At 48.5% G+C, this 22,120-nt stretch carries 11 protein-coding genes; 9 read left to right on the forward strand and 2 right to left on the reverse strand.

The window, feature by feature from the left end; translation table 11 throughout:
* Positions 1–987: 987 nt before the first annotated feature.
* From H2508_RS01395 to H2508_RS01425, 7 genes are all read left to right on the forward strand, one after another.
* The gene (locus H2508_RS01395; RefSeq protein ID WP_235964676.1) at positions 988–1,743 is read left to right on the forward strand and encodes a HEPN domain-containing protein; all 756 of its coding nucleotides are present in this window, start codon (positions 988–990) and stop codon (positions 1,741–1,743) included.
* Positions 1,740–2,174 (forward strand): hypothetical protein, encoded by a 435-nt coding sequence (locus tag H2508_RS01400; protein WP_235964679.1) that lies wholly within the window; start codon positions 1,740–1,742, stop codon positions 2,172–2,174. Before H2508_RS01395 ends, H2508_RS01400 begins: the two co-directional genes overlap by 4 nt.
* A 29-nt stretch (positions 2,175–2,203) precedes the next feature.
* The gene (locus H2508_RS01405; protein WP_182168625.1) at positions 2,204–5,629 is read left to right on the forward strand and encodes a TM0106 family RecB-like putative nuclease; all 3,426 of its coding nucleotides are present in this window, start codon (positions 2,204–2,206) and stop codon (positions 5,627–5,629) included.
* 210 nt (positions 5,630–5,839) lie between these two features.
* A complete protein-coding gene (locus tag H2508_RS01410) occupies positions 5,840–8,512 on the forward strand; it encodes an ATP-binding domain-containing protein (RefSeq protein WP_182168626.1) in 2,673 nt (890 codons plus the stop codon).
* Between the two features lie 142 nt (positions 8,513–8,654).
* Positions 8,655–9,524 carry an HNH endonuclease gene (locus H2508_RS01415; RefSeq protein ID WP_182168627.1) on the forward strand — a complete coding sequence of 290 codons (870 nt, stop codon included), beginning with the start codon at positions 8,655–8,657 and terminating at the stop codon, positions 9,522–9,524.
* A 1-nt stretch (position 9,525) separates the two neighbouring features.
* The gene (locus H2508_RS01420; RefSeq protein ID WP_182168628.1) at positions 9,526–10,599 is read left to right on the forward strand and encodes a hypothetical protein; all 1,074 of its coding nucleotides are present in this window, start codon (positions 9,526–9,528) and stop codon (positions 10,597–10,599) included.
* A gap of 69 nt (positions 10,600–10,668) precedes the next feature.
* Positions 10,669–12,450 (forward strand): hypothetical protein, encoded by a 1,782-nt coding sequence (locus H2508_RS01425; RefSeq protein ID WP_182168629.1) that lies wholly within the window; start codon positions 10,669–10,671, stop codon positions 12,448–12,450.
* A 617-nt stretch (positions 12,451–13,067) separates the two neighbouring features.
* Here H2508_RS01425 and H2508_RS01430 read toward each other — a convergent pair.
* A complete protein-coding gene (locus tag H2508_RS01430) occupies positions 13,068–13,451 on the reverse strand; it encodes a hypothetical protein (protein ID WP_182168630.1) in 384 nt (127 codons plus the stop codon).
* 1,237 nt (positions 13,452–14,688) lie between these two features.
* Between H2508_RS01430 and H2508_RS01435 the strand changes: the two genes are divergently transcribed.
* Positions 14,689–17,703 carry an Ig-like domain-containing protein gene (locus H2508_RS01435; protein ID WP_182168631.1) on the forward strand — a complete coding sequence of 1,005 codons (3,015 nt, stop codon included), beginning with the start codon at positions 14,689–14,691 and terminating at the stop codon, positions 17,701–17,703.
* 283 nt (positions 17,704–17,986) lie between these two features.
* Here the strand turns inward: H2508_RS01435 and H2508_RS01440 are convergent, their stop codons facing one another.
* Positions 17,987–20,185, reverse strand: a complete 2,199-nt coding sequence (locus H2508_RS01440) for a TonB-dependent receptor (RefSeq protein ID WP_182168632.1) — start codon at positions 20,183–20,185, stop codon at positions 17,987–17,989.
* Between the two features lie 738 nt (positions 20,186–20,923).
* Between H2508_RS01440 and H2508_RS01445 the strand changes: the two genes are divergently transcribed.
* Positions 20,924–21,319, forward strand: a complete 396-nt coding sequence (locus tag H2508_RS01445; RefSeq protein WP_182168633.1) for a helix-hairpin-helix domain-containing protein — start codon at positions 20,924–20,926, stop codon at positions 21,317–21,319.
* Positions 21,320–22,120: the final 801 nt, after the last annotated feature.

Raw genomic sequence — 22,120 nt, forward strand, 5'->3', positions numbered from 1 at the left:
CGCACTGCTGTCGCGCGCCGGCCGGTTGCATTTGTTGGTGTCCGCAAATGTTAGCTTCTGGGCTGGCGCCTTTCTGACAACTGTAAATCGCCACAATTACCAACCGAAACGCCTGCGAAGTGAAGCCAAGGTACTGGCCGGCCGCCACGCTGCCAACTATGGGGCGCCGAGTTCCTGGCCGTAGGTTTTTTTCAGCATTACTTGGGCGTCAGCAGCAGCCCAGACAAACCCGCATGGTTGAGCGGCTGCGAGGTGCCGACGCTATCGGTTTGATGTTTAGTTTTGTGGAAGTGCTGGAACGCACCTTTGGTGCGCACTGTTGGCATTCACCATGGCACGCATTCGGCGGCGCAGCTGGCAGGAGGCCTAATACCTGGAGCGCCAAGGGCCGGACACCGAAGTATAAGAAAAATAAATAGGCTGTTGTGAGTAGATTTCCTGGCGGATTCCATATGCCAAGTCTGAAGATTTCACAACAAGAATGCTTATCTCCCTGAAATCATGTTTGCGTCGGTGAGCAGGAAGTTCATTTTCGTTCATTCCTAAACGATAGTACGTAGCGGTCCCGGCCGAGATGTTTTTTAGAGGCGTCCCTGCTGGTCGAGTTGTGGCAAATGGGTTGCATTCCCCGTGAAAGCAGTCGATGTCTGAGACGGTCCCCTGGCAGGAGGTGTCAGTGGTGGAGGGGCAGGGTAGGTAGATTCCTTATTTTGAAGAAGATCTAGGATTCTGTCGAATATGTTCTGGAAAACACACTTGAGCACTTAGGCGCAGGTCATTTCGGCATGACGCTCGGCTCATTGGAAATTTCTCTTGCTGTGATTGTGCCCACCTGATTATTCAAACTTGAGCAAAATCTCTCAGTACACCTGGGTTATAGTTTGATCTTTGTTCTTGTATAAGTTGCTGTATTGGCGCATGAAACCTTGTTTTAGTTAGGTTAATTACCAATAATGGTGTCACACATTGCTTCAGGGAAGCCGTTAGATGTCCATCACGCATGCCGATTTAAAGGCTCGTCAACGAGCGGAACGGGAGGGGCATTCCGAAGGTTTGGGGCTGCGTTCACATCGAGCACTCAGTTGGCTAGACAGGGCTGAGCAGTGGGAAGATGAAGACGGAAAGTTCATATTCCTCTGGATCGCTTTCAATGTCGCTTATGCCAACGAGATCGTCGAGGGCGAGCGGGCTCATGAGAAAAAGACGTTTGTGATGTTCCTCGAAAAACTCGTAGAACTCGATACTGACGATAAGCTATACAAGCTGATCTGGACCGAATTCTCCGGCTCCATCCGGGGTCTTCTGAACAACCAATTTGTCTTCGAACCCTTCTGGGAGTACCAGCGCGGGAATATTTCGCAGGAGCAGTGGAAATCCAGCTTTGATAGTGCCAAGGCGGCAAACCGCGCCCTGGCGGAGCACAGAACCGCTGATGCACTGCCTATTGTCCTTGCGCGCATTTATACGCTTCGCAACCAGCTGGTACACGGCGGCGCAACTTGGAACTCCAGGGTCAATCGCGATCAGCTGACCGATTGCGCTAGTTTTCTGGGTAAGCTTGTGCCGCACGTCATTACACTCATGCTGGATAACCCAAACACGCTCTGGGGGGGATGCTGTCTATCCGGTGGTCGAAGCCTGATATGCGCGAAAATGTTACATGTATGTGTATACAATATATACATGTCTATGCTGGCGACTATGATGTGTCCTTCGAGCAATTCCATTAGGTCGCACCCATGAGCATTATTCGCTCAATGGCCCTGGCCTCTCTGATTACGGTCTTGCCAGTAGCTGCCGATGAGTACATCGGGAACTACAGTGCCAATAAATACAATGCGAATTCGACCTCCAACCCACATGGCGCGGGCAGTCCATACAATGCCAATAGCGTTAATAATCCGAATGGTACCTACGGCAACGCCTACAGCTTAAAATCGGCGACTAACCCCTATACGACGGATGCACCGAAGCTATACGACGGTGACGGCAATTATCGGGGCAAGCTGAGCAGCAATCCCTATGATGCGGACTCTGTGTCCAACCCCTACGGACGCTATGGTAGTCCTTATTCATCGGAGTCGATTAATAACCCCTATGGTGCGGGTAGCCCATACCGTAGCGATAGCCCTAACAATCCCTACGGCGAAGGCCTTGAAATAGTTGGAGAGTAAGCCTTGATAATCCTAGGGAGGGGAGCCCATTGAAGAGGTCAGAAAGTGATAGCGGGGCGTTGATATTCAGCCCGTCTGATCTTGTTCGCTATATTGATTCTCCTTTTGCCTCATGGATGACAAGAAACGCACTCGAATGCCCGGATAGCGGTATCGACAAGGACCCCGCAGACGCGTTGCTCTCGTATTTGGCAGAGAAGGGTATTGAGCACGAAAGTCAATTTTTGGAAACGCTGCGCGGCCGACATGGTTCTGTGGTCACAGTTTCTGATGATCTGGATGATACGAGTAAACTGTCCAAGACCCTGGAGGCCATGCAAAACGGCGCCGAAGTCATTTTCCAGGCCTGCCTGGAGAAGCTGCCGTTTCGGGGGTATGCCGATTTTCTGATCAAGGTGGATGTGCCGTCCGATCTTGGCGAGTATTCGTATGTCGCCTGGGATACCAAGCTCGCCCGGGAGGTGAAGCCCTATTTTGTCATTCAGCTGTGCTGCTACAGTGAAATGCTGGAGGCGATGCAGGGGGTGCGCCCGCAAAGCGCCACAGTGGTTTTAGGGTCCAGCGAAGAAGTACCTTTCGTTCTTCGAGACTACTTTGATTACTATTTAGCCAAGAAAGGCGAGTTTCTCGCTCAGCAAGAGAGCTTCGATGCTGAGCAAATGCCTGATCCGTTCTTATATGCGAGTCACGGGGAGTGGACTGGCTATGTAGAAGAGCGCCGCCAGGAGACTGACCACCTGTCGCGTGTTGCGAATATCACTCGACTTCAAATTCAAAGGCTCGGCTCTGCAGGTATAGAGACCTGCGCCGATCTCATGGCAACAAAGCTTGATCACATCCCACGTCTGCACGATGAAATATTCTCAAACCTGAAACAGCAGGCGGCTATCCAGGTCAGGTCTGCAGACATTGGGACAACGGCCTACGAAGTGCGGCCAAGAACGAGCGGCATACCCTCTGGACTGTCGTTAATGCCCCCTGCCAATGCAGCAGACCTCTTTTGGGATCTCGAGGGTTTTCCCCTTGAGGAAGGCGGTCTGGAATATTTATGGGGCTGTACCTATCTGGACGATCATGGCGGTAGGCAGTTTTGGGAGCGCTGGGCTCATGACCATGACCAGGAGCGTCAGGCATTTGTCGAGTTTATTCAATTTAGCTATCAGCGTTGGCGTGCCAATCCAGGCATGCATATTTACCATTATGGGCACTATGAGGTCAGTGTCTGCCAGCGGCTGATGGGACGGTATTCGGTCTGCGAGTTTGAAGTTGACCAATTGCTGAGACACGGGGTATTCGTCGACCTGTACAAGATCGTTCGAGAGGGGTTATTCGTGGGAGAGCCTGCTTACTCCATCAAGAATATAGAGCACCTCTACCGCGGTAAACGTGATACAGACGTCGCCTCGGGCGGTGAATCAGTCGTGGTATACGCAAAATGGCGGGAAGCGCCGGACGGGGAAGAGTGGTCAAGCTCTAAGAGTCTGAGCAGTATTCGGGATTACAATATCGACGACTGCGATTCCACGCTGGAGCTGGCACAGTGGCTCCGAGGTGTACAGGCAGAATCCGGCATTGTGTATGAAGCGATGGGCGAACCGACTGACGACGTGGAGAAACGTGAGCCCGACGAGCTCGATGTCCTTCAGGAAAATCTGCTGGCGTTGGCTGACTCTACGTCAGAGAGTGAAGAGAACCGGTTTCTTGCCAGGCACCTAGCCCACCTCGTTCTATTCTATCGCCGTGAGCATAAACCAACCTGGTGGCGGTTCTTTGAACGTGCAGCCATGTCATTCACCGAGCTCTACGATGACCCGGATTGCTTGGCTGGATGCAAGCGTACTGACCGTGTGCCGTTTAAAAAGACGCCGCGAGCACGCAAACTGGTGTATGAATATACCTACGATACTAACCAGGAGTTCAGGAATCGACGGTTTAGTGACGTCTATGTGCTTGGCTTAGAGCCAGAGAACGCCACGGTAGAGGCTATCGATACTGAATCAGGGACGTTTCTATTATCAAAAATGGCCGAGCCGGCCGAAACGATCGATATCATCGCCAACGAATGGGTCAATCCCAAGCCGATTGTAGAGTCACTTGTCGCGATCGGGCAGAAGTTCCTCGAAACCCGAGAACTCAACAAGCCGCTGCACGACTTTCTGATGCGGAAACCGCCAGATGTGGATAGGGATCTGCTCTTCGCGATTGATCAGGCCGATGGGGATGACAAAATAGGGAAAATATCCGAAGTCGTCACTGCACTGAATAATTCCCTTATTACAATTCAGGGGCCCCCGGGCACAGGGAAGACCTACACAGCATCGCGGGTGATTTTGGGCTTGCTGAGGTTAGGCAAGAGTGTCGGTGTGTGTTCTAACGGCCATAAAGCTATCGACAACCTTCTCATTGGTATCCATGAATTGTGTAAAGAGGAGGGCGAAAGCTTTCCAATTTCCAAGGTTAAACGTGAGGATGATGCGCTTTTTGAGCAATATCCGTTCTATCAGATTCGATCGACGGGTGATATAGGTGAGGGCATTCAAGCCGGTGGTTGTGTGGTCGGTGCCTCGGCGTGGGGATTTTCACGCCCAGAGGCTTGTGTCGACTATCTTTTCATAGACGAGGCGGGGCAAGTGTCAATCGCGAATCTTGCTGCAATGAGCCCTCAGGCTGAAAATATTGTGTGCCTCGGGGATCAAATGCAGCTCCCCCAGCCGGTTCAGGGCTCGCACCCTGAGGATAGCAGTTTATCAATCCTGGATTACTTTTTGCTGGACCAGTCCACCGTGCCACCGGATATGGGTATTTTCCTGAATAGAACGTACCGGATGCATAAAAACGTCAATCGCTTTATTAGTGAGGCCATCTACGGTGGCCGTTTAGGCAATGATCCAGCCTGTAATCACTATGAAATTCATCTGGCGAAAGATGCACAAGAAAAGATTTTAGCCAGCAATGGCATTCGTTACATCGAGGTTTCCCACAGTGGCAATAAGCAAGCGAGCCTGGAAGAGGTAGAGCGTATTGCCAGTCTCATCAAGTCACTAGAAGGGAGCACCTGGACTGACAAGAAAGGGATAGATCATCCCGTTAAGCCTAAAGATATACTCGTCGTCGCGCCCTTCAATTATCAGGTCAATGAACTCAAGAAGAGGGTTGGTGACTCGGCTAGGGTAGGGACTGTTGATCTCTTTCAGGGCCAGGAGGCCGCGATTGTAATAGTGTCGATGACGGCGAGTATAGCTGCTGATTCCCCTAGGGGACTGGAGTTTCTCTTGAGCAAAAATCGTATCAACGTAGCCATTTCAAGGGCACAGGCTCTAGCGGTTGTAGTTGCTAGTGACACTCTTCTACACGGTTCGCCTGGGAAGTTGAAAGATTTGCGTCTTTACAATTTGTTTCACAAACTGAAAATATTTTGTGGCGAAATTTTGCCGGTATATAACCATGCGTTGTGAAAACGGTGCTAAGTCCGTTGTTGTGCCAATGGGAAATTTGGCTGAACTTACTAATATCCCCGCCACGGTATTGGGTAGTATAGATGTTTCATTTTATCAAAATAACCAAATATCCGATCCAACGGGTGCCAGCTCTATCATAGACTATTTTCATGGGGTTATAGGTCAGCTCGAACAATAAGAATAATCAAATACTAAAGGCAGTTACTGATGCAAGAAATAGGCTTTACCTCGTTAGCGAAAGAAACACTATCTACCTTTGATGAGATTGCCAATGTGGCGAGCGATAAGCTCGGTAATAATGAGCGGCCGGGTAACGATAGTTTTGCCAGTGGCAATACCCTCACTGGAGGGGCGGCCTATCAAAATCTTGCCGGTATCCAACAAGAACAGCGCGAGGCTATGCAGAAGTTGTGTGCAGAGCCTGCCATAGTTCGTTTGGTTTTAGAAGGTGACGATGAAAGCCAGCGAGTAATTTATATAGCCCGCGCTAGTAATTTGCTATTGCCATCAAAAACAGAGTTTGCAAGCTACCGATCACCTTTAGGGCGTTTTGCTGAAATTCCCCCGGGAGATGAAGCTAGTATCGTTATAGGTGGTAAGGAATGCCGTTATTGGGTCATCGAAAAGACCAGCTACCAGCCAGAACACAATGCCGATGGCTGGGATTCAAGGCAAACACAATATCGACACTATAACAACGGCAGTTACTCCATTGAGTCCCTGCGCGCGCTTTTACAAGCAGAGCGATTAGACAGTGCAGATGAACTGGATCGTTTGTTGGAACAGGCTGAGGTTCAAGGTGGCGTAGTAGCTGGTATAAGCCATCAGGTTCGCACCGCCATGGGTTTACGCGACCAACCGGTTCTCGATCAGTTCCAGGGGGAGATTTTTCGCCTGCCGCTGAAAAGTCGCCTGATGATTCTGGGGCCCCCCGGTACAGGGAAAACTACTACGCTAATTAAACGCCTTGGGCAAAAATTGGATCTCGAAAGTCTTGATGCTGATGAACGCCGGATTGCAGAATCCGCGAGCCATCAACGCCCCCACCAAAGTAGTTGGCTTATGTTCACGCCATCGGAGTTACTAAAACAGTATTTGAAGGAAGCTTTTAATCGCGAACAAGTGCCAGCATCGGATGCGCATATTCGCACATGGGTTAGCTTACGCAATGATATTGCTCGCAATACTCTCGGTATTTTACGTAGTGCAAATGGTGGCCGATTTACGTTGAAAAATGATCTTTTACCTGTAAAGGCCGAAGTAGTAAGTGATGCCAGTGTTTGGTATGACGCATTCCAAGAGCATCACGAAATGCGCCTACGCCAGCAACTTTTGGATGGTTTGGCGATTGTGCAAGCTGCCGACCCTGAAGGTGAACAAAAGGTATTGCAGCAGCTAGAAACACTTGCTGTTACTCTGAAAAATCGACCGCTGATCGAGATATATCGATCATTGGAGAGCGAAGAAGATTCCTTAAAGCAGGCCCTGAAGAACTCAAGGGCCATCGCCGATGAGATGCTCAAAAAAGAACGCAACCGCCTATACAACAAAGACAATGACGTATTTCATCGCTTAGCTCAATATTTGAAAACTTTGCAGCAGGATAATGAACAGGACGATGAAGATGTTTTTGATGACGATGATCAGGAAGAAACAGCTGCGCCGACACATAATGCTATACAGGTAGCGGTAAAATCTTACCTTTCGGCGCTGAAGGCACTTGCCAGAAACAAATATCTCAAACGCAGCATGCCAAAGGGATCTCGATCTGGTTTGGTTGTCCAGTTTCTAGGTGATGCTATCCCTAGTATCGAAGTACTGGTTGAAATTGGTCGTCACATCAGTTTCCAGAATGGCTTACGGCGTTTCATCAATAGCCACAAACGCTATGTAACCGATATACCTACCAGTTATCCACGCTTTCGCAAAGATAAAGCTGCACGAGCAGATTTCTATACCAGTGATGTAATCAGTGCCAATCAGCTTGCTGGCATTGAGCTTGATGCCATCATCCTCCTAATGCTGAAGAATGCCAGGCAATTGCTGGAACAAAGTTTCATTTCAAGGGCAATCGACGAACCAAGGTTCAGTTATCTGTATAACATCACCGAGATGTTTCGCAACCAGATTATGGTAGATGAAGCGACCGACTTTTCTATGCTGGAATTAGCCTGTATGGAGAGCCTGGCAGCCCCATCCACTCAATCATTTTTCGCCTGTGGTGACTTTAACCAGCGTATTACTACTACCGGCATTCGTACTCTCAAGCAATTAAACTGGTTGTCGCCTTCACTTTCGATCAGGTCGGTGCAGCTGGTTTATCGACAAAGCCGTAAGTTGAATGCATTTGCTGGAGAGCTTCTTCGACTCCAATGCGGTGATCTCAGTGCTCTTGGGCAGGTACCGGAGGAGAGCAACCATGAAGGCGTGAGTCCGGTGTTGTGTGAAGGTGCAACCGGAGATGAAGCTATGTGCTGGATAGCTGACCGTATCAAGGAGGTAGAAAAGGAAGTGCAGCAACTACCGACCATCGCGGTTTTGGTGAACTCCGAACTTGAGGTAAAGACAACTGCTGAACGACTTTCCCACTATTTGGAGGAGGTGAATCTAAGTGCCGTTGCTTGCGAAGAGGGTAAAGCGCTGGGTGAAGGTACCGATGTGCGGGTATTTGATATTCAGCATATTAAGGGCCTTGAATTTGAAGCGGTGTTTTTTGTAGGTATCGACGAGTTGGCAATGCAAAAGCCCGAACTATTTGATCGTTTCCTGTATGTAGGTGCCACGCGGGCCGCTACCTATTTGGGCTTGGTGTGCAATGAAGTGCTACCAGAACGGCTGGAGCCACTACGGTCCACTTTTGCTAAACAATGGGCCGTCTAGCGTATGCCCTACCGAGGGCTAAGGCCCTGACTGTTTGGTAACTCTTTATAGAGGGATCACCCAATAAGCTGAGTGATATACGTTTATACAACCTGTTTTATACATTAAGAGACTATGGGTTTTCTCAAGGAGAGAGTAATCAATGTTGAACTCAGCAGAAATTACACAAAGTCTGGATCGACTGGGATTTTATGTAAAAGCGGCAAGCGAAAAAATCCACTCGGTACATAGAGATGACATTGAATATTTATTCTATATTAAGAGACCAGAAGTTAATTCGAAATCTGGTGTTGTCAAAAAGGCACCGTTGGTCGTGCACCCCGATTATCTGGAACGAATTCATGCCGCCAAAGGGTACCTATACGGAATTGATCCGGTTACAGAGGATTTTTTTCATAGCAGCAATTTGAAGGGCTTTCCTACTCGAATCCGAACTGGGAAAAAGCCGATCCAGTATGGCATAGCTGTCAATATAGAGGACGAAGAGGCACTGTCCCGATTCGTTGAATGGCTGGGCAGTCCTAGTGACCAGGTGATGCCGGTCGCATCTGCCTTGGATGATATTGCCAATGCAGAGGCTGAGTTTGAAACTGCCAGCGACACGGAGAAAGAATCGATTGTTAAGTCGCGATTAGGCCAGGGAAAGTTTCGCGACAACCTTCTAAATTATTGGTCCGAATGTGCGGTTTCAGGGGTTACTTTGCCCGCATTCCTGCGCGCGTCCCACATCAAGCCGTGGCGCGACTGCACTAACGCCGAACGGCTCGACACGTACAATGGCCTTCTTCTCAATACGACTTTAGACGCGGCTTTTGATAGGGGGTTCATCAGCTTTGCAGATGATGGTCGAATTTTGATCAGTGCCACATTGAAAGATCATGCCGCTGAGCTCTCAATTTCAGAGCAGATGTCATTGAAGTCAGTAAATGAGCTCCACCGGAAGTATCTGGACTGGCATAGAAGGCATGTTTTTGACTCGGAAAACTACCAAGCGGCGAGTGAAGCTGAATAGGATGCTGGACACGGGCAGGATTGAAAATAATGAGGTTAGGCGCTCGCAGCGCGTACTCGCGATGGTCCATGAATTGCACAAGCAAGGTTATCAGCGGCTTGCCATTTTCTCTGGAATGGCTCCGAGTGGGGCATATTGGCGTTGCCAAGTTCTTCCATACGATTCTATTTTCAGATCTCCGGACAATGTTTTGAAGGTGTACGCTTCCGATGGAGTAGAAGTTGCCGAATACAGCTCCGGGGAGTCAAACAATTATTTCGGCTGGACGGATGCAAAGTCAGATACTGCTCGGCAGCTTGCAGGCAAGTTCGTAGAAAGATTCCCCAGATTATCCACTGCGGGTTTAGGGGAATGTTTCCCTTACTCCGGTTGGTTTAACCTCATGCTCGGGCGCAGTGAGCGGGGCGATCTGCCAGTTATGTTTTCTGATGACGGCCTAGATGGCACTGATTGTCGGGGTTCCGAGACTGGATTGCCCATTTCGCTTCCACCCCATCATACGTCGAGAATCCAAAATGGCATCTTGCTTTCGAGGCAATCTATCTCGCGACAGTTTGTAGAAGAAAACGACTGGCACACTGCGTACCAGCCCCTAGTAGACAAGATGGGACAGGATTTGCGGAAAGGTACGCCTGTCATTGCGCCACAGTATCCCTTGCCGCACGACGTAAATCGCGACAATAGCTATCACGATTTATTATTCCAAGTGGGGGCGTATTGGGAAGGGGCTATCTACTACCTGATTACCATACTGCGATACGATTCACCCGAACATTTTCTTTCTGATTACCTGACTGAAAACTTGTCGAAAGGCAAAGAATGGGATTTGTTCAAAATAATCTGGGATGATCGTGGGCAGCTCAGCCTGTTGTTGGCCTATTTTTGTCGCATTGTTCTACAGGAGAATTATCTGCCTGGCCAGGATCATATGGGAGTTGCTAGAAAAGAGCAGGTCGCTAGGTGGTTACAGGATTTCGAGACATCACACGAAAGGCCGTTGTTGTACCCAAACCCGTACTACGGTGGAGGAAACCCTCTGCACCTTGGGTGCGTTAATGCCAGGTTTTGTAATTAGTAGCGAATGATGCCGTGCCGATACTTGGAAAATCAAAGATGGTTAAAGCAGCAGTGAGATAGAAGGTCAGTGACTAAGAAAGACAATAAATTTCGTAAATTACAGAGATTTGTGCGTGATAACGCCAGGTCAGCTAAGAAGAGGTTCGATGATAGTGATCTGTCGGGTCAAATATCTGAGAAGGCTACAGCTGCCGGAAAAGTATTTAAGGATAGCTATACGAAAAGCGGCCTCGGTAAAGCCGTAAAACCTGTCGCCGGTGCGAGTTCGAAAGCGATTGATTATACCTTGGGCAAGGCCGTCGATTTAGACGAGAGTTTGAAGGTTAGAGCAAAGGTCAAGTCAGCGAAGGCTGTGGTAGTGAAGACTATTGCCGAGCCAACTAAGCAGTATCTAGATGACAATGGCGTAACTAATGTGATTGTTCGTGTAGGTCGTAGTGCGGGAGATGTCTATGGAACAGCACGGGGGTATGTTAAACCCTATTTCGAGCCTGAAGACGCGCGGGAGCTTCTGGAGAATACTCGCAAAGAACTCACGTACATTACTGCTTGTATTCTCCAGATCAGCTACAAAGAAGCAGAAGGTTGGCTAGGTGAATTTGGTAAGCTGCTGTCGGCTAAAATTGCAGGGGTCGCGGGTACTGTTACTTTATTCGGTTTGGTCAGTACCTTTGGTACCGCAGGGACTGGTACAGCTATCGCCAGCCTATCTGGAGCCGCAGCAACTAACGCGACATTGGCCTCAATAGGTAGCTTAGTGGGTGGAGGTATGGCGGCTGGCGCGTTGGTGATGTCAGGCGTTGGGATCCTTATAGGCATTGGGGCTTATAAGTTGCTTGCTTCCGAGGCCAGGGATTTTGATACCTTGCCTGATGAAGATAAGCAGATAGTCAGCACCGCAGGAACACTTCTGGCTGCCATACAGGAACAACTTGATCAGGATGAGATCGAGTTGACAGCTGAAGAGGCTTCGGTGTTTGTTGAGAAGACATTGGTTCCATTTCATGAGTACTTGGAAGAGCATGCGGAGACCATCTGTTCGCGGCTAGATAACAAGAATGCCTTGGCATATCGTCAGCATGTCTTGAAGGACTTCCAGCCCGTAGTTATTGAAGGCTTTAGGCACTATGTGAGACATGTACCCGTTAGTGTAGAGGCCATTATCGGTGGCGTTTTCTACGCGCTAATTACTCATACTGTATTAGATGGTAGCTCAGAGGAGTTGTTTGTACTCGAAGCCCTCCGGCGATCCACTGCATCGCTTGAAGGTGCTTCCGAAGCAGATCTGGCGGCCTACTTAGACTCGTTGTCACCTGAGCAATTGAGAGGAGTTGCCAATAACGTTAAGGGGATCTACCACGAAATGCGGTGGGTTGAAGAGTACAACGCTACCCACACAGATAGTTACGCTACTATGCATCAATCTACCACCCATCAGGGCTCTGACGTGCAGATATTTTCTAAAGAAACGGGCGACCTGCTGGAAGAATATCAGCTTAAATCGACCGGTAGTACCAGCTACGTACGGGATCATCTAGAGAAGTATTCCGATATCGAGGTGTTGGCGACGACTGAAGCGTCGAGTGTGATTGATGGCGTCAAATCGAGTGGCTTTTCTAATGCAGAAAATACAGCTAACGTCGGTGGCGTCTTTGACAAGGTGGCAGACAATACATTAACTGACCGAATTACAGATTCAGCTGAATTGGCCGGCTTGGTTAGTGCTGGGAGAGAGGCGCTAGCCCTATTGAATGGCGAGACGAAGATGGGGGAAGCAGGTAAGCGCACGCTGGGTACAGTTGTTCAGGCTGCAACGGCGACAGGTATCACGGCTTTTCTGTTTAGCTAGAAGTAGTCCATTTTGACTAGGGTGTCGCGATAGCGGGGGGCGCATATCGGGAGTAGGGATTGTTCGTTGAGACTTTGCTCTTTGTGGCCTGCAAGTCAGGATTATCAAGAACTGGACAACAAAAGCACGCAGCTCGTCGATTAGTGTTCTACAAGGAGTGGATAAAAATGATCAGCATGTCCTACTCATGAGTTTGCGGAAGAGGGGAAGATCACGGGAGCCGTTCTCTATAAACGCGGTATGTGTCAGCGGCTTGCATACAATTGAGCCACAGCCATACTTAGTTTAAAAATTGACCAATGAATCAAGGAGGACTATGACATGTGGACTTCCCGAAAGGGACGCCCATTTTTTTTGGCCGGCTGCGAGCTAGGACTTGGTTCGAACCCTCTGGTTCGACAAAATGCGTTTAGCATTTTGAGACGAGGCGCGCAGCGCCGAAGCCCGCAGGGTCAGAACAGCCCATAGGCTGCTCTGATCCATGCCTAGCGGTTCTCAAAACTGCGTATGTTGGCGGCGTTAAATTGCTTGGCGCATGTCTGGCGACTAGTGGTTGCACACTCCGCGCTCTCTTTAAACCGCTCTTGTGATGTCCAGTGCGAACAAGAGGCCATTCGCTACTTGATCGAGCGTTTGAGTACGATAAAGCCTGCAAAGGCTGTCATTGTGCCTGCAACCAAGGTCAATTTGATGGTGCCAGTTTGCGAATAGTTGTCTGCCAACATCACAAAGAAGGCGACCACCAAAATACCAGGGATGAAGAGTTGCCAGTATTTTGCAAGCTTAGATGTCGATCTCTGAGCGTCATTCTCATTTCCCTTCGAACCTGATTGTGTGATTTCTAAGATGGTGTGCACGAAGTAGTAAACTATGAGGAGAGAAGAAGACGCTATGCCGGCAAAAACCACTCCTTTAGCGCTCGCGTCCGCGATGTAAGCTGCCATCATGCCTAGTGCTACAGCAGCGAATAGGGCTAAAGCGATTCTTTTATCTTTCTCCATATCATGTCTTCCAATTCTGTATTTCGTGACGAATGTTCGCCGTGCAGCCCCGTGGCCGAATCGGCCGCGAGGCGCTGCACGTAAAATGCTGAGTTTTAACTCATCTAAACTTATTGTGAGTCAATCTGATTGTAGTATCTTGTTGACCCGCCGCCACCGTAGGTTCTAGCCAATTCAAATGTAGCGATGCCGAGCGACGCACTAGATAGAGCCCAGCTTATATTCGAACAGTAGACCATAGCCGCTCCTATGATTAGTTATGTGATACATCATAATGGGCCGCCCCGGGCGTCTCGTTGCAGGAATGCACAGGACTGTACAGGCAACATTAAGTAAACTGATCCGCTTCGTTCTGAAGCGGCTTATTGAGTCGCCAAAGGATTGCCGGGGCCAGTCACAGTGAATCCGGTAAAGGCTGCAAGTTGATAAATTGCAGATGCCTTCTTAAACCTAACACCTGCATTGAGAGACTTCGTTCCTGCATCAGGACTGTCTTATGCATGCCCCATTGGCGATAAATGAGCGGACCAAGGTGGCTGTCCACGGGTAATAGACTCTCTCGCAGGCTAGCAACTTTGAAAGAGCATTCTTTTTTGATACGGTCAAAGGACATGTGCTCTCGCTGCTTGTTGGGGCTTTTAAAAGTGTTATACCCAAAAAAAGAGTTAAGCAAAGTGCGCAAACCCTGCAAATAAAAGGGTGTTGCTTCAGGCGTATTGATAAGGCGCCATTATGCAGGTGGTCTTAGGAGCCGCCTAGCTTAGATATAAAAGTGCAATAAAGTTAATTCGCACAAACAATATAACTATTGAATATAGGGGTGACAAAAGCCTCGAAAAAATAGACGATTTTTATAAAGAATATGCGGACTATAACTTTGATGCATATGATAAAGACATTTCAGAAAATAAGTCTTATGTAGAATTTAATGGTTTTAATAATGACAGTGTATAAGGTGATTAAATGATCATCGAAAAGGCGCTTCGCGCTCTTGAGGTCTTTCAAGGAGAGTCGCTGACACGAAGTCTCTCAGATATAGAAAGTCGCATCATCAGTCTCTTAATCACCGATGCAGCGGACAGGCAATGCCTTGATGATTCGCGTGACCGCCTTTGTGTTTGGAACGAGGAGACTTTGTTAATAAGCCACGCAACGATTAGGATCCCTTACCGCGTCAGCACCGAACCAGACCTACGTAGTAATTCGTGTCCGTCCATAGCTGCAGGGTAACGACGGTATGCACGCTGTTATTTTGACGGTCACGTTGTTGCTGTCAAGCTGGGCATCGACAGTGCTGGGGCAGGGAACTAGCGCTTCCTCTGGCAGCTCTGGTGACGCAGCGCTTACGTGCGACGATGTGATGCTAGATCGAACGTCGGGCCGGCCGACTCACACGATCGATTTCAGCAGCATTCCATCTGATTTTGGTCAGATTCCCGCTTTTAAAGTGATCGATCCCGAAAGTGGTGATTCTCGCATCATTCCTGTGGACGGCCGGGCAGGCGAGTACGGAGCCAGCTTTGTCGTACCGGTGCACCCTAACAATTCTGCCGAAGGTGGGGCGGTCACCTTAACCTTGATTGATGGTGATGGCGCAAGCTGCGCACCTATGGCATTTGTTATCGAACCCTTGCCCGAAGCCCCGGGTGCGTTTAACGCATTCGTTGACCTGCTTGACCGAGCTTATGACGACACCAAGCGTCAGATCGTCGAGCCAAATAGTCAGGGCTCTGACTCATCTTTTAACCCCCTGATGGAGATTGCAGAAGATCGATTGCGTGGATCGAATAATGAGAACTCTTTGGAAAAAATTGCAGCAGGAACCGCCGCAATCTCGCCAGATCTTACTCCTTCCGCACAGCGAGTTATGGACGGTCTGATCCGGGAAAGCCGTATCCTGGATGGTTTGGAAGATTACGTCCAAAAGCTTGAGCAGATACCCAGCGTAGCACCATCCGAATTGGATCAATTAAAAGCACCGCCAGCACCAGACGCTTCTGCTGCGGCAACACACGATTTTTGCCAGGGCGCAATGTATAGACCAAGCGGCGCGGGTCTTTCCGCAATGATGATCAGCCAAGCCGAGGGCGCTGCAGTACGGGCGGATCAAGCGCTTTATTTAGCGGCTGGGGGCGGCCTGGCCAAAACCGTCGCTGTGTTGTCGACAATCCCTACAGCAGGTGCCGTAAATCCGGTTACCGTGTCTGCTACCGCGATTTCTCTGGGTATCAGTGTATTAGAAATAGTCAGAGAGGCGAGGGAAAAACTATTACCCAGTGAGTTGACTGAGCTGACCTTTAATCATAACAAACAATTCTATCTGGAAGATGATCAAGATCTGACCGGTTACTGGGACGACGTTATGGTTACGGCGCGTAGCCAGGGAATGAGCTTCGATACCGCTATCCTTAATCTAGTATTCAAAAAGGCCATCGGTGGCGCAGGCACCAGATTTCTTGGGAAATACGCCGGCGATAAGGTAATCAAACGGACTATCACCTATCAAAGCGGCTTGGCCGCAGGGGTTACCACCCAGAAGGTCATGAACAAATACGGAGACAGTCGTGGTTTTTTACACGTGCCGGCGTGCGACTTTGGACCTGCCGATATTACCGACGAACTCTACCACTATGCAGAAGTTGTGCCGGTTGGTCGTGTCCTTAGTGTGGTGTCTGACAAAGCCTTCATCATTGAAGAAACTGGTCAGGGCAACCTGGTCGTCAGCGCCGAGCACGAGGCTTTTGGTGGTCGCTCGACATCAGCACAAGGGCCCATAGAAGTTACCCCAATCGAGTTGAGCATTAGCCCCGCTCGCGTCAACGGCGACCCGGGTTATACCTCTACCTTCACCGTTACAGTTGATAATGCGAATGACACTAGCGTAGCTTTTTCTATCGTTCCTCAGGGTGGACACCAGTTCTTTCATGAAAAAACAGGGCCTAACACCTATGAAGTAACTGTGGTGACGTCAGAAAATGCCAGCGATTTTCCGGCCACTTTGCGTGCGACTAGCACATCAAAGACTGGATTGCGCAAAGCGGTGTCAGCCCCAGCGCGCGAAGCAACTGCTCGGCTATCTAGCGGCGGGGATGTGACGGTTGCGCCGTGGTCAACTTGTGTCGAATGGGGTGAAACAGCCCAGTTCAGCGCAACGGTCACTGGCTACGAAAATAAAGCGGTTACCTGGAGCGCCACGGGTGGCACCGTTAATTCCACAGGTTTGTTCACCGCGCCAAAACAAGATGGAAACATCAGCATCGAAGCTGTCAGTGTGGTAGATTCGCGCGCGAAAGGTAATGCCTTGATTACGGTAGCCGAAAGTTGTCAGTGCTGGGCGGCAGTGAGCCTGCCTTGGCATGACGTTATCGCAACCACGACACAATCAGCGATAGAGTTTGGTTCAAAGATGTTTGACCGTCAGAATGAGCTACAGGCCATTACTCTGGATTTCAAAGATAAAAAGAGTATTCTGAATGACCTGCGATTCGAGTTTTTCCCTGCTCACCATAAGGCCTCAGTAGAGCCTTCTGGCCTTACCTTTCGACTTTCCCCGTCTTCAGGGCACTGGTGGTACGCACCATCCAGGTACGCAACATCGGTAGAGTCCGGGACCTACCCTGGTAAAAATGGAGTTTACTACAACGTCACGGTAAAACCTGACGGAACAGTAGAATATTACTATCTGGATAATGCCGCTAATAAGGGCAAGGTTGCTCGCAAAAGAATCGCCAAGCCCTATGAAGAACCAGGGACTGGTCCAGAGCTGGATGAAAGCGGTCGGTTTCCAGTAGATGTCAGGCATCGTAATCCTAGCGTTGTTAACGGTAAGCAATTTAGCTACAGCTTACCTGGGCCGAATCGATATACGATGAATAATCCCGGAGTCGTGAGACCGGAAAGGGTCGCTGTTGTGGTGAAGTCACGTCTGGTAAATCTCATTTCAGCGTCCATGCATGACGAGCATGAACTCGAGTTCAAGGATATGGAATTTAGTGCGTCACCTGAGCCGCTGGCTCTCCCAGTTGTAGTGAGTGTCGATACGTTCACCACCGATGGCAGTGATAGCTATTGGCTGCAAGGCTCCGCCACAGGTGAAGTCGGTGTTTTTGAGTCTGATGACGCCACGTTCACTACAGGTCCGATACGAGCCAAGTTTCAGGGAAAATTTGGCAGTCCGTCGACGCTATTCGGTGATGATCTGGGCGATTTTTTCGAACGAAAGCGGTATTGCGAAGTTTCGGCCACCGACTAACGCTATTGGTCAGAGCCACGAAAGCATTGCGCCCTGGTGTGAGTCGTGACTCTTTCTGGGGAGGCGTCAGCAGAAACCCTGATCCAGCCGATGTCGCCCAGTTCGCGTGTTGATAATACATTCCGAAGGGCGCCAAAAATGAGCAAAACTTTGTAACTATTGTTACAAGGCCTCACACATGCTGCCCTGTTAACTATAATATAAGTTTCATTTGATTAGCATCAGGCAACCAGCCATCTAACCTAAGATTAGACGGCCAGTAACCTTCATCATTAAAACTTAATCACTCAAAACGATAAGTTACAGTTGCACCAAACTGACGAGGATTCATCACCCACAGGTGTGGTATTAGGCTATCAACTGCCGCTCTATCATCTTGTACTATCGCTTCTTTATCCGTCAGGTTTTTGACCCAAAGTTTTAAATCCCATACATCATCGCGGAGACCCGTAAACAGATCAAAAGTCGAATAACTTGCTGAGCGACGCTGAGTGTTAGGCGCTATACGGAATGAGTCAAATTTCATAAACGCATCCACGTACCAGTCAAAACCACTATTCATAAACGCTTGTGAATAGCTGGTTGAAGCCACTGCTGACCAATTACCCGTATCGCCACCAACACGTTGGCCACTGTAGTTACAGGTAGCATATTGGCCCGTAGCTAATGCCGCGGAATTACCATCGTCACAGGCGGCCCCCGTAAACTCCTCAAACTTGGTATCGTTGTAAGCAACGGCTATATTCACCACCAAATCTTGGGCTAGCAGATAGTTAACTTCAATTTCAGCACCTTGCGCAATAACTTCTTCTGCATTTTGAATACCAGTAAACGTGGTGATACCTTGCAAAGGATCATTAATAGGTGCTTCTAATTCAACTTGGTAATCGGTGTAAATTTGATAATAAAGAGCCGCATTAAAACGCATGCGACCACCAAATAAATCCGACTTATAACCGAGTTCATAACTTGTCGCTGACTCGGGGTCGTAAAGCGAAAGCTCATGTGGCACAGTCCCCTTGACATCAATACCTTGGCCACCAGAACGCCCACCAAAATCAACAGTAGCGTAAATCATTTCGTCGGGAGACAGCACATACGATAATTTAGTTGTGCCTGTCCAATCGATATATTTTGAACTAGCCTTTTCAATGCCACCACCTACCAATGTTTCATTGCCGCCGGCAATAAGAAAGAACTCGCTGTCAGCAGAACCCCTGCGCCTTTCTTTGGTCCAGCGGCCACCAAGGGTAAGTGTTAGATTATCCGTCAAAAAAATACTGTTATGGATAAATGCCCCATAGTCTTCGGTGCCAGACGCTAGTTCAACGTAGGCATTAATATCAAAAAAACCTCTATTTTGCTTGTTGAAGGCTTCCGTAGTGGCCACACTTCTAGAGTGATACACCCCAGCAATCCAATCCCAAGCATCATTGCCCTCGGAGCTTAGACGCAACTCATTATTAAATAGATGGGAAAAGTTAATATCAACAATCTGAAAATTATCATCAAGTGGAGTAGAGTCTTCATCGTTTAGCTGATAATTATTAGACTCAGAATAATAGGCTTGATAAGTTAATACATAGTCACTGAACTCATAATTCATTTCCAAAATAGACTGGTCAAAAGAAACATCCATTTTTTTAGCGCGATTAGATAATGACTCTCTATCATAGGGCGATAGCTCAACACCCCAGCGATCATCTTTAGTCTGAGCCACATATAAATCAACCCCGCTAGTCTTATCAACGTAAGTATAAGAAAAACGCAAATCAAAGCCATTGCCGGGATCCCAATATATGTTTGCTCGGCCGGAGCGCGTGCGATCTTTTGGCTCACTAGGGCCAGAGCCATAATATTGATAATCCTTATTATTATTTTCATCGTATATGCCGGCTAGGCGTACGGCTAATTCATCTTTAATAATTGGGACACTGACACCAAATTCAGTGGTACTTAGGTCATGCTGACCTACAGTCTGCCGCATATAGCCGTCAACATTGTCCAGTGATGGGTTGGCCGTATGAATAATAATAGTACCGGTAGGGGATGCCTTGCCGTACAGCGTGCCTTGTGGTCCGCGCAGCACCTCAAAACGTTCTAAGTCATATTGCGCGAAAAACGAGTTTTGCTGTTGCATCTGATAAACACCATCAACATAGATATTGGTCCTTGGCGATTGCGGCGCACTTATTTTGGTGCCAATACCACGTAAGGTGACATTCTGGTTATTACCGCTACTTTCCAGCGATAAGCCTGGTGTTAATTTTGACAAGTCTTTTATATCGTTGCCAACCGTATCGCTATATACCTGCCCCGAAATAGCATTGACTGTTACTGGTACAGTTTGCACACCCTCAACTACACGCTGTGCGGTCACCATAATTTCTTCCAGCACTAACCCTGATCCAGATTGAGCATGAGCTAGCGGTGCGGTAGCTAACGAAATCATTAATGCTAAGCGTTTTTTATTGTTAAACATACCCAACACTCCCTAGTCTAATTTATTCATATAACCATCCTTATGAATGGTTTATAAGCAGAAAACCGATCATTAGGTACCTCAAGCCTGACCAACCTACAACATCTATATAGTCATAGCTATGTTTTAAAATTACAAGACATTACATAGCTACAGCTATGTTAATTTTTATATCATACTAGCTTCTAAGTCCTACAAAAGCGAACTTGGTAATTCACGCAGGATTGGACTATTTATACTCGCGGACTTTATTGGTGATTTGTCGATTACACAGTCACTTATCGCTTGCTGACAAACAACAATAGCGCAGCTCATCCACCACACTATGAGAGCTGTGGCTGATGAAAACTCGTCTATGTAGTCACGCTCAGGCTCTCTATATTTTTATTTCATTATTTTCTACACAGCTTAGGCAGCAAGTGCGCACTTCAACACAACTAGTCCCGTTCAATATTGGCTCAAAATGAGCGGGTCAAGGTGGTTGTCCACGGGTAATAGACTCTCTCGCAGGCTAGCAACTTTGAAAGAGCATTCTTTTTTGATACGGTCAAAGGACATGTGCTCTCGCTGCTTGTTGGGGCTTTTAAAAGTGTTATACCCAAAAAACGAGTTGAGCAAAGTGCGCAAACCCTGCAAATAAAAGGGTGTTGCTTCAGGTGTATTGATAAAGCGCGATTATGCAGGTGGTCTTATGAGCCACCTGACTTAGATATAAAAGTGCAATAACAGGAGTTCCAAATGACAATTTTTTCCTATGTTCGTATAGCATCCGTGCTGTTGGTTAGTGCCATGGCGCTGGCGACCAGCCCGCTTCAGGCACAGGACAAAAAAAGGTCTCTGCAAGCACAAGAATTAAAGGGTAGTGCAGGTAGTATCAGCCCATCGGAGCGTAGTTTTCCTAGCGATACATTTTTCCCCAGCGATACTTTTCAACCTAGCGACCCTATCACCAAAGCATTCCCTAGCGACACTTTCACTCCCCATGAAACACGTGCGCTGAATGCTCAAGGGGTGCGAACAGTTGAGCAATTTATGCAAGCCGATCCCGCAAAGTTAGTGAAGATCACCGGGGCATCACAACGTAAAATCAGAGGCCTGCAAAAGCAAGTCCGCACAAAAATGCGTCGACGCTAGACCGTTCCTGAATTACATTCTCAAAAAATGAGGGAACAGGCACACAGGGCTGACGCCGAGGTTTCCTACGCTCAGGCTACAGAGCATCAGAGCCAAGTATGGACGAAATAAAGCGCTTAGTGACTGACAACCCGATCGTAGCACTACGCATTCATGCTTGAAGCTAGCGCGCTAGCATGATTGGTTTTTGCGAAATCACATTCAAGCCGCTTCTTTCACAGATCTATACCCTCTGTATTCCCTCACAGGATGCGTAGGAATCTGCCAAGCACTTGTTCAGTGCTTTCTCTGCTGCTTGAGCTCTGTTAACTCCAATTCCTGCCAGTGTCTTGCTCCAGCATGCTTTGGTGCTAGAGGAGGTGGGCGACGCGTTGGTCTAGGCTAACTAAGTCCTCATTTGATTAAGGCTGTATCATGACTCGACAGGCCGGCTGACTAAGGGTAAGTCGGCCTTTTTTATTATGGCATGCGCGGTATCATTGCTTCCGTGTTAAAAAAGACTATCAGATAGAGACAAGCTTGCTTATGGTCGAGTTGAACAGTGGCCGCTTTCTACGCGCCCTGATGCGCCAGGCGGGACCTTATCTACCTGGGAGAAGGTCGGAGGCTTTCTCAGCTTATGTAAGAATATGCCACTGGCATGCGAAGCAACACGCCAGCTACCTGTGTGTTGTTCGCTGAATGCGGTGATTCTGTTTAGCAGAAATGCTGGTCAGTGGCTGGAGTTCATTGCAGACACAGGGGCCGACGCGGCTGGGCTGGGTTGGGCCAGACCTTTAATCTCGGGCAGGGTATCACTGC

Source organism: Sediminihaliea albiluteola, from assembly GCF_014077625.1.
Lineage (GTDB): Bacteria > Pseudomonadota > Gammaproteobacteria > Pseudomonadales > Halieaceae > Sediminihaliea > Sediminihaliea albiluteola.

What these genes read in the sequence shown, in the direction of transcription:
- H2508_RS01395 (WP_235964676.1), top strand. Translation starts at nt 988, where the DNA reads ATGTCCATCACGCATGCCGATTTAAAGGCTCGTCAACGAGCGGAACGG.
- H2508_RS01435 (WP_182168631.1), top strand. Translation starts at nt 14,689, where the DNA reads ATGCACGCTGTTATTTTGACGGTCACGTTGTTGCTGTCAAGCTGGGCA.
- H2508_RS01430 (WP_182168630.1), bottom strand. Translation starts at nt 13,451, where the DNA reads ATGGAGAAAGATAAAAGAATCGCTTTAGCCCTATTCGCTGCTGTAGCA.
- H2508_RS01415 (WP_182168627.1), top strand. Translation starts at nt 8,655, where the DNA reads ATGTTGAACTCAGCAGAAATTACACAAAGTCTGGATCGACTGGGATTT.
- H2508_RS01440 (WP_182168632.1), bottom strand. Translation starts at nt 20,185, where the DNA reads ATGTTTAACAATAAAAAACGCTTAGCATTAATGATTTCGTTAGCTACC.
- H2508_RS01445 (WP_182168633.1), top strand. Translation starts at nt 20,924, where the DNA reads ATGACAATTTTTTCCTATGTTCGTATAGCATCCGTGCTGTTGGTTAGT.
- H2508_RS01410 (WP_182168626.1), top strand. Translation starts at nt 5,840, where the DNA reads ATGCAAGAAATAGGCTTTACCTCGTTAGCGAAAGAAACACTATCTACC.
- H2508_RS01400 (WP_235964679.1), top strand. Translation starts at nt 1,740, where the DNA reads ATGAGCATTATTCGCTCAATGGCCCTGGCCTCTCTGATTACGGTCTTG.
- H2508_RS01420 (WP_182168628.1), top strand. Translation starts at nt 9,526, where the DNA reads ATGCTGGACACGGGCAGGATTGAAAATAATGAGGTTAGGCGCTCGCAG.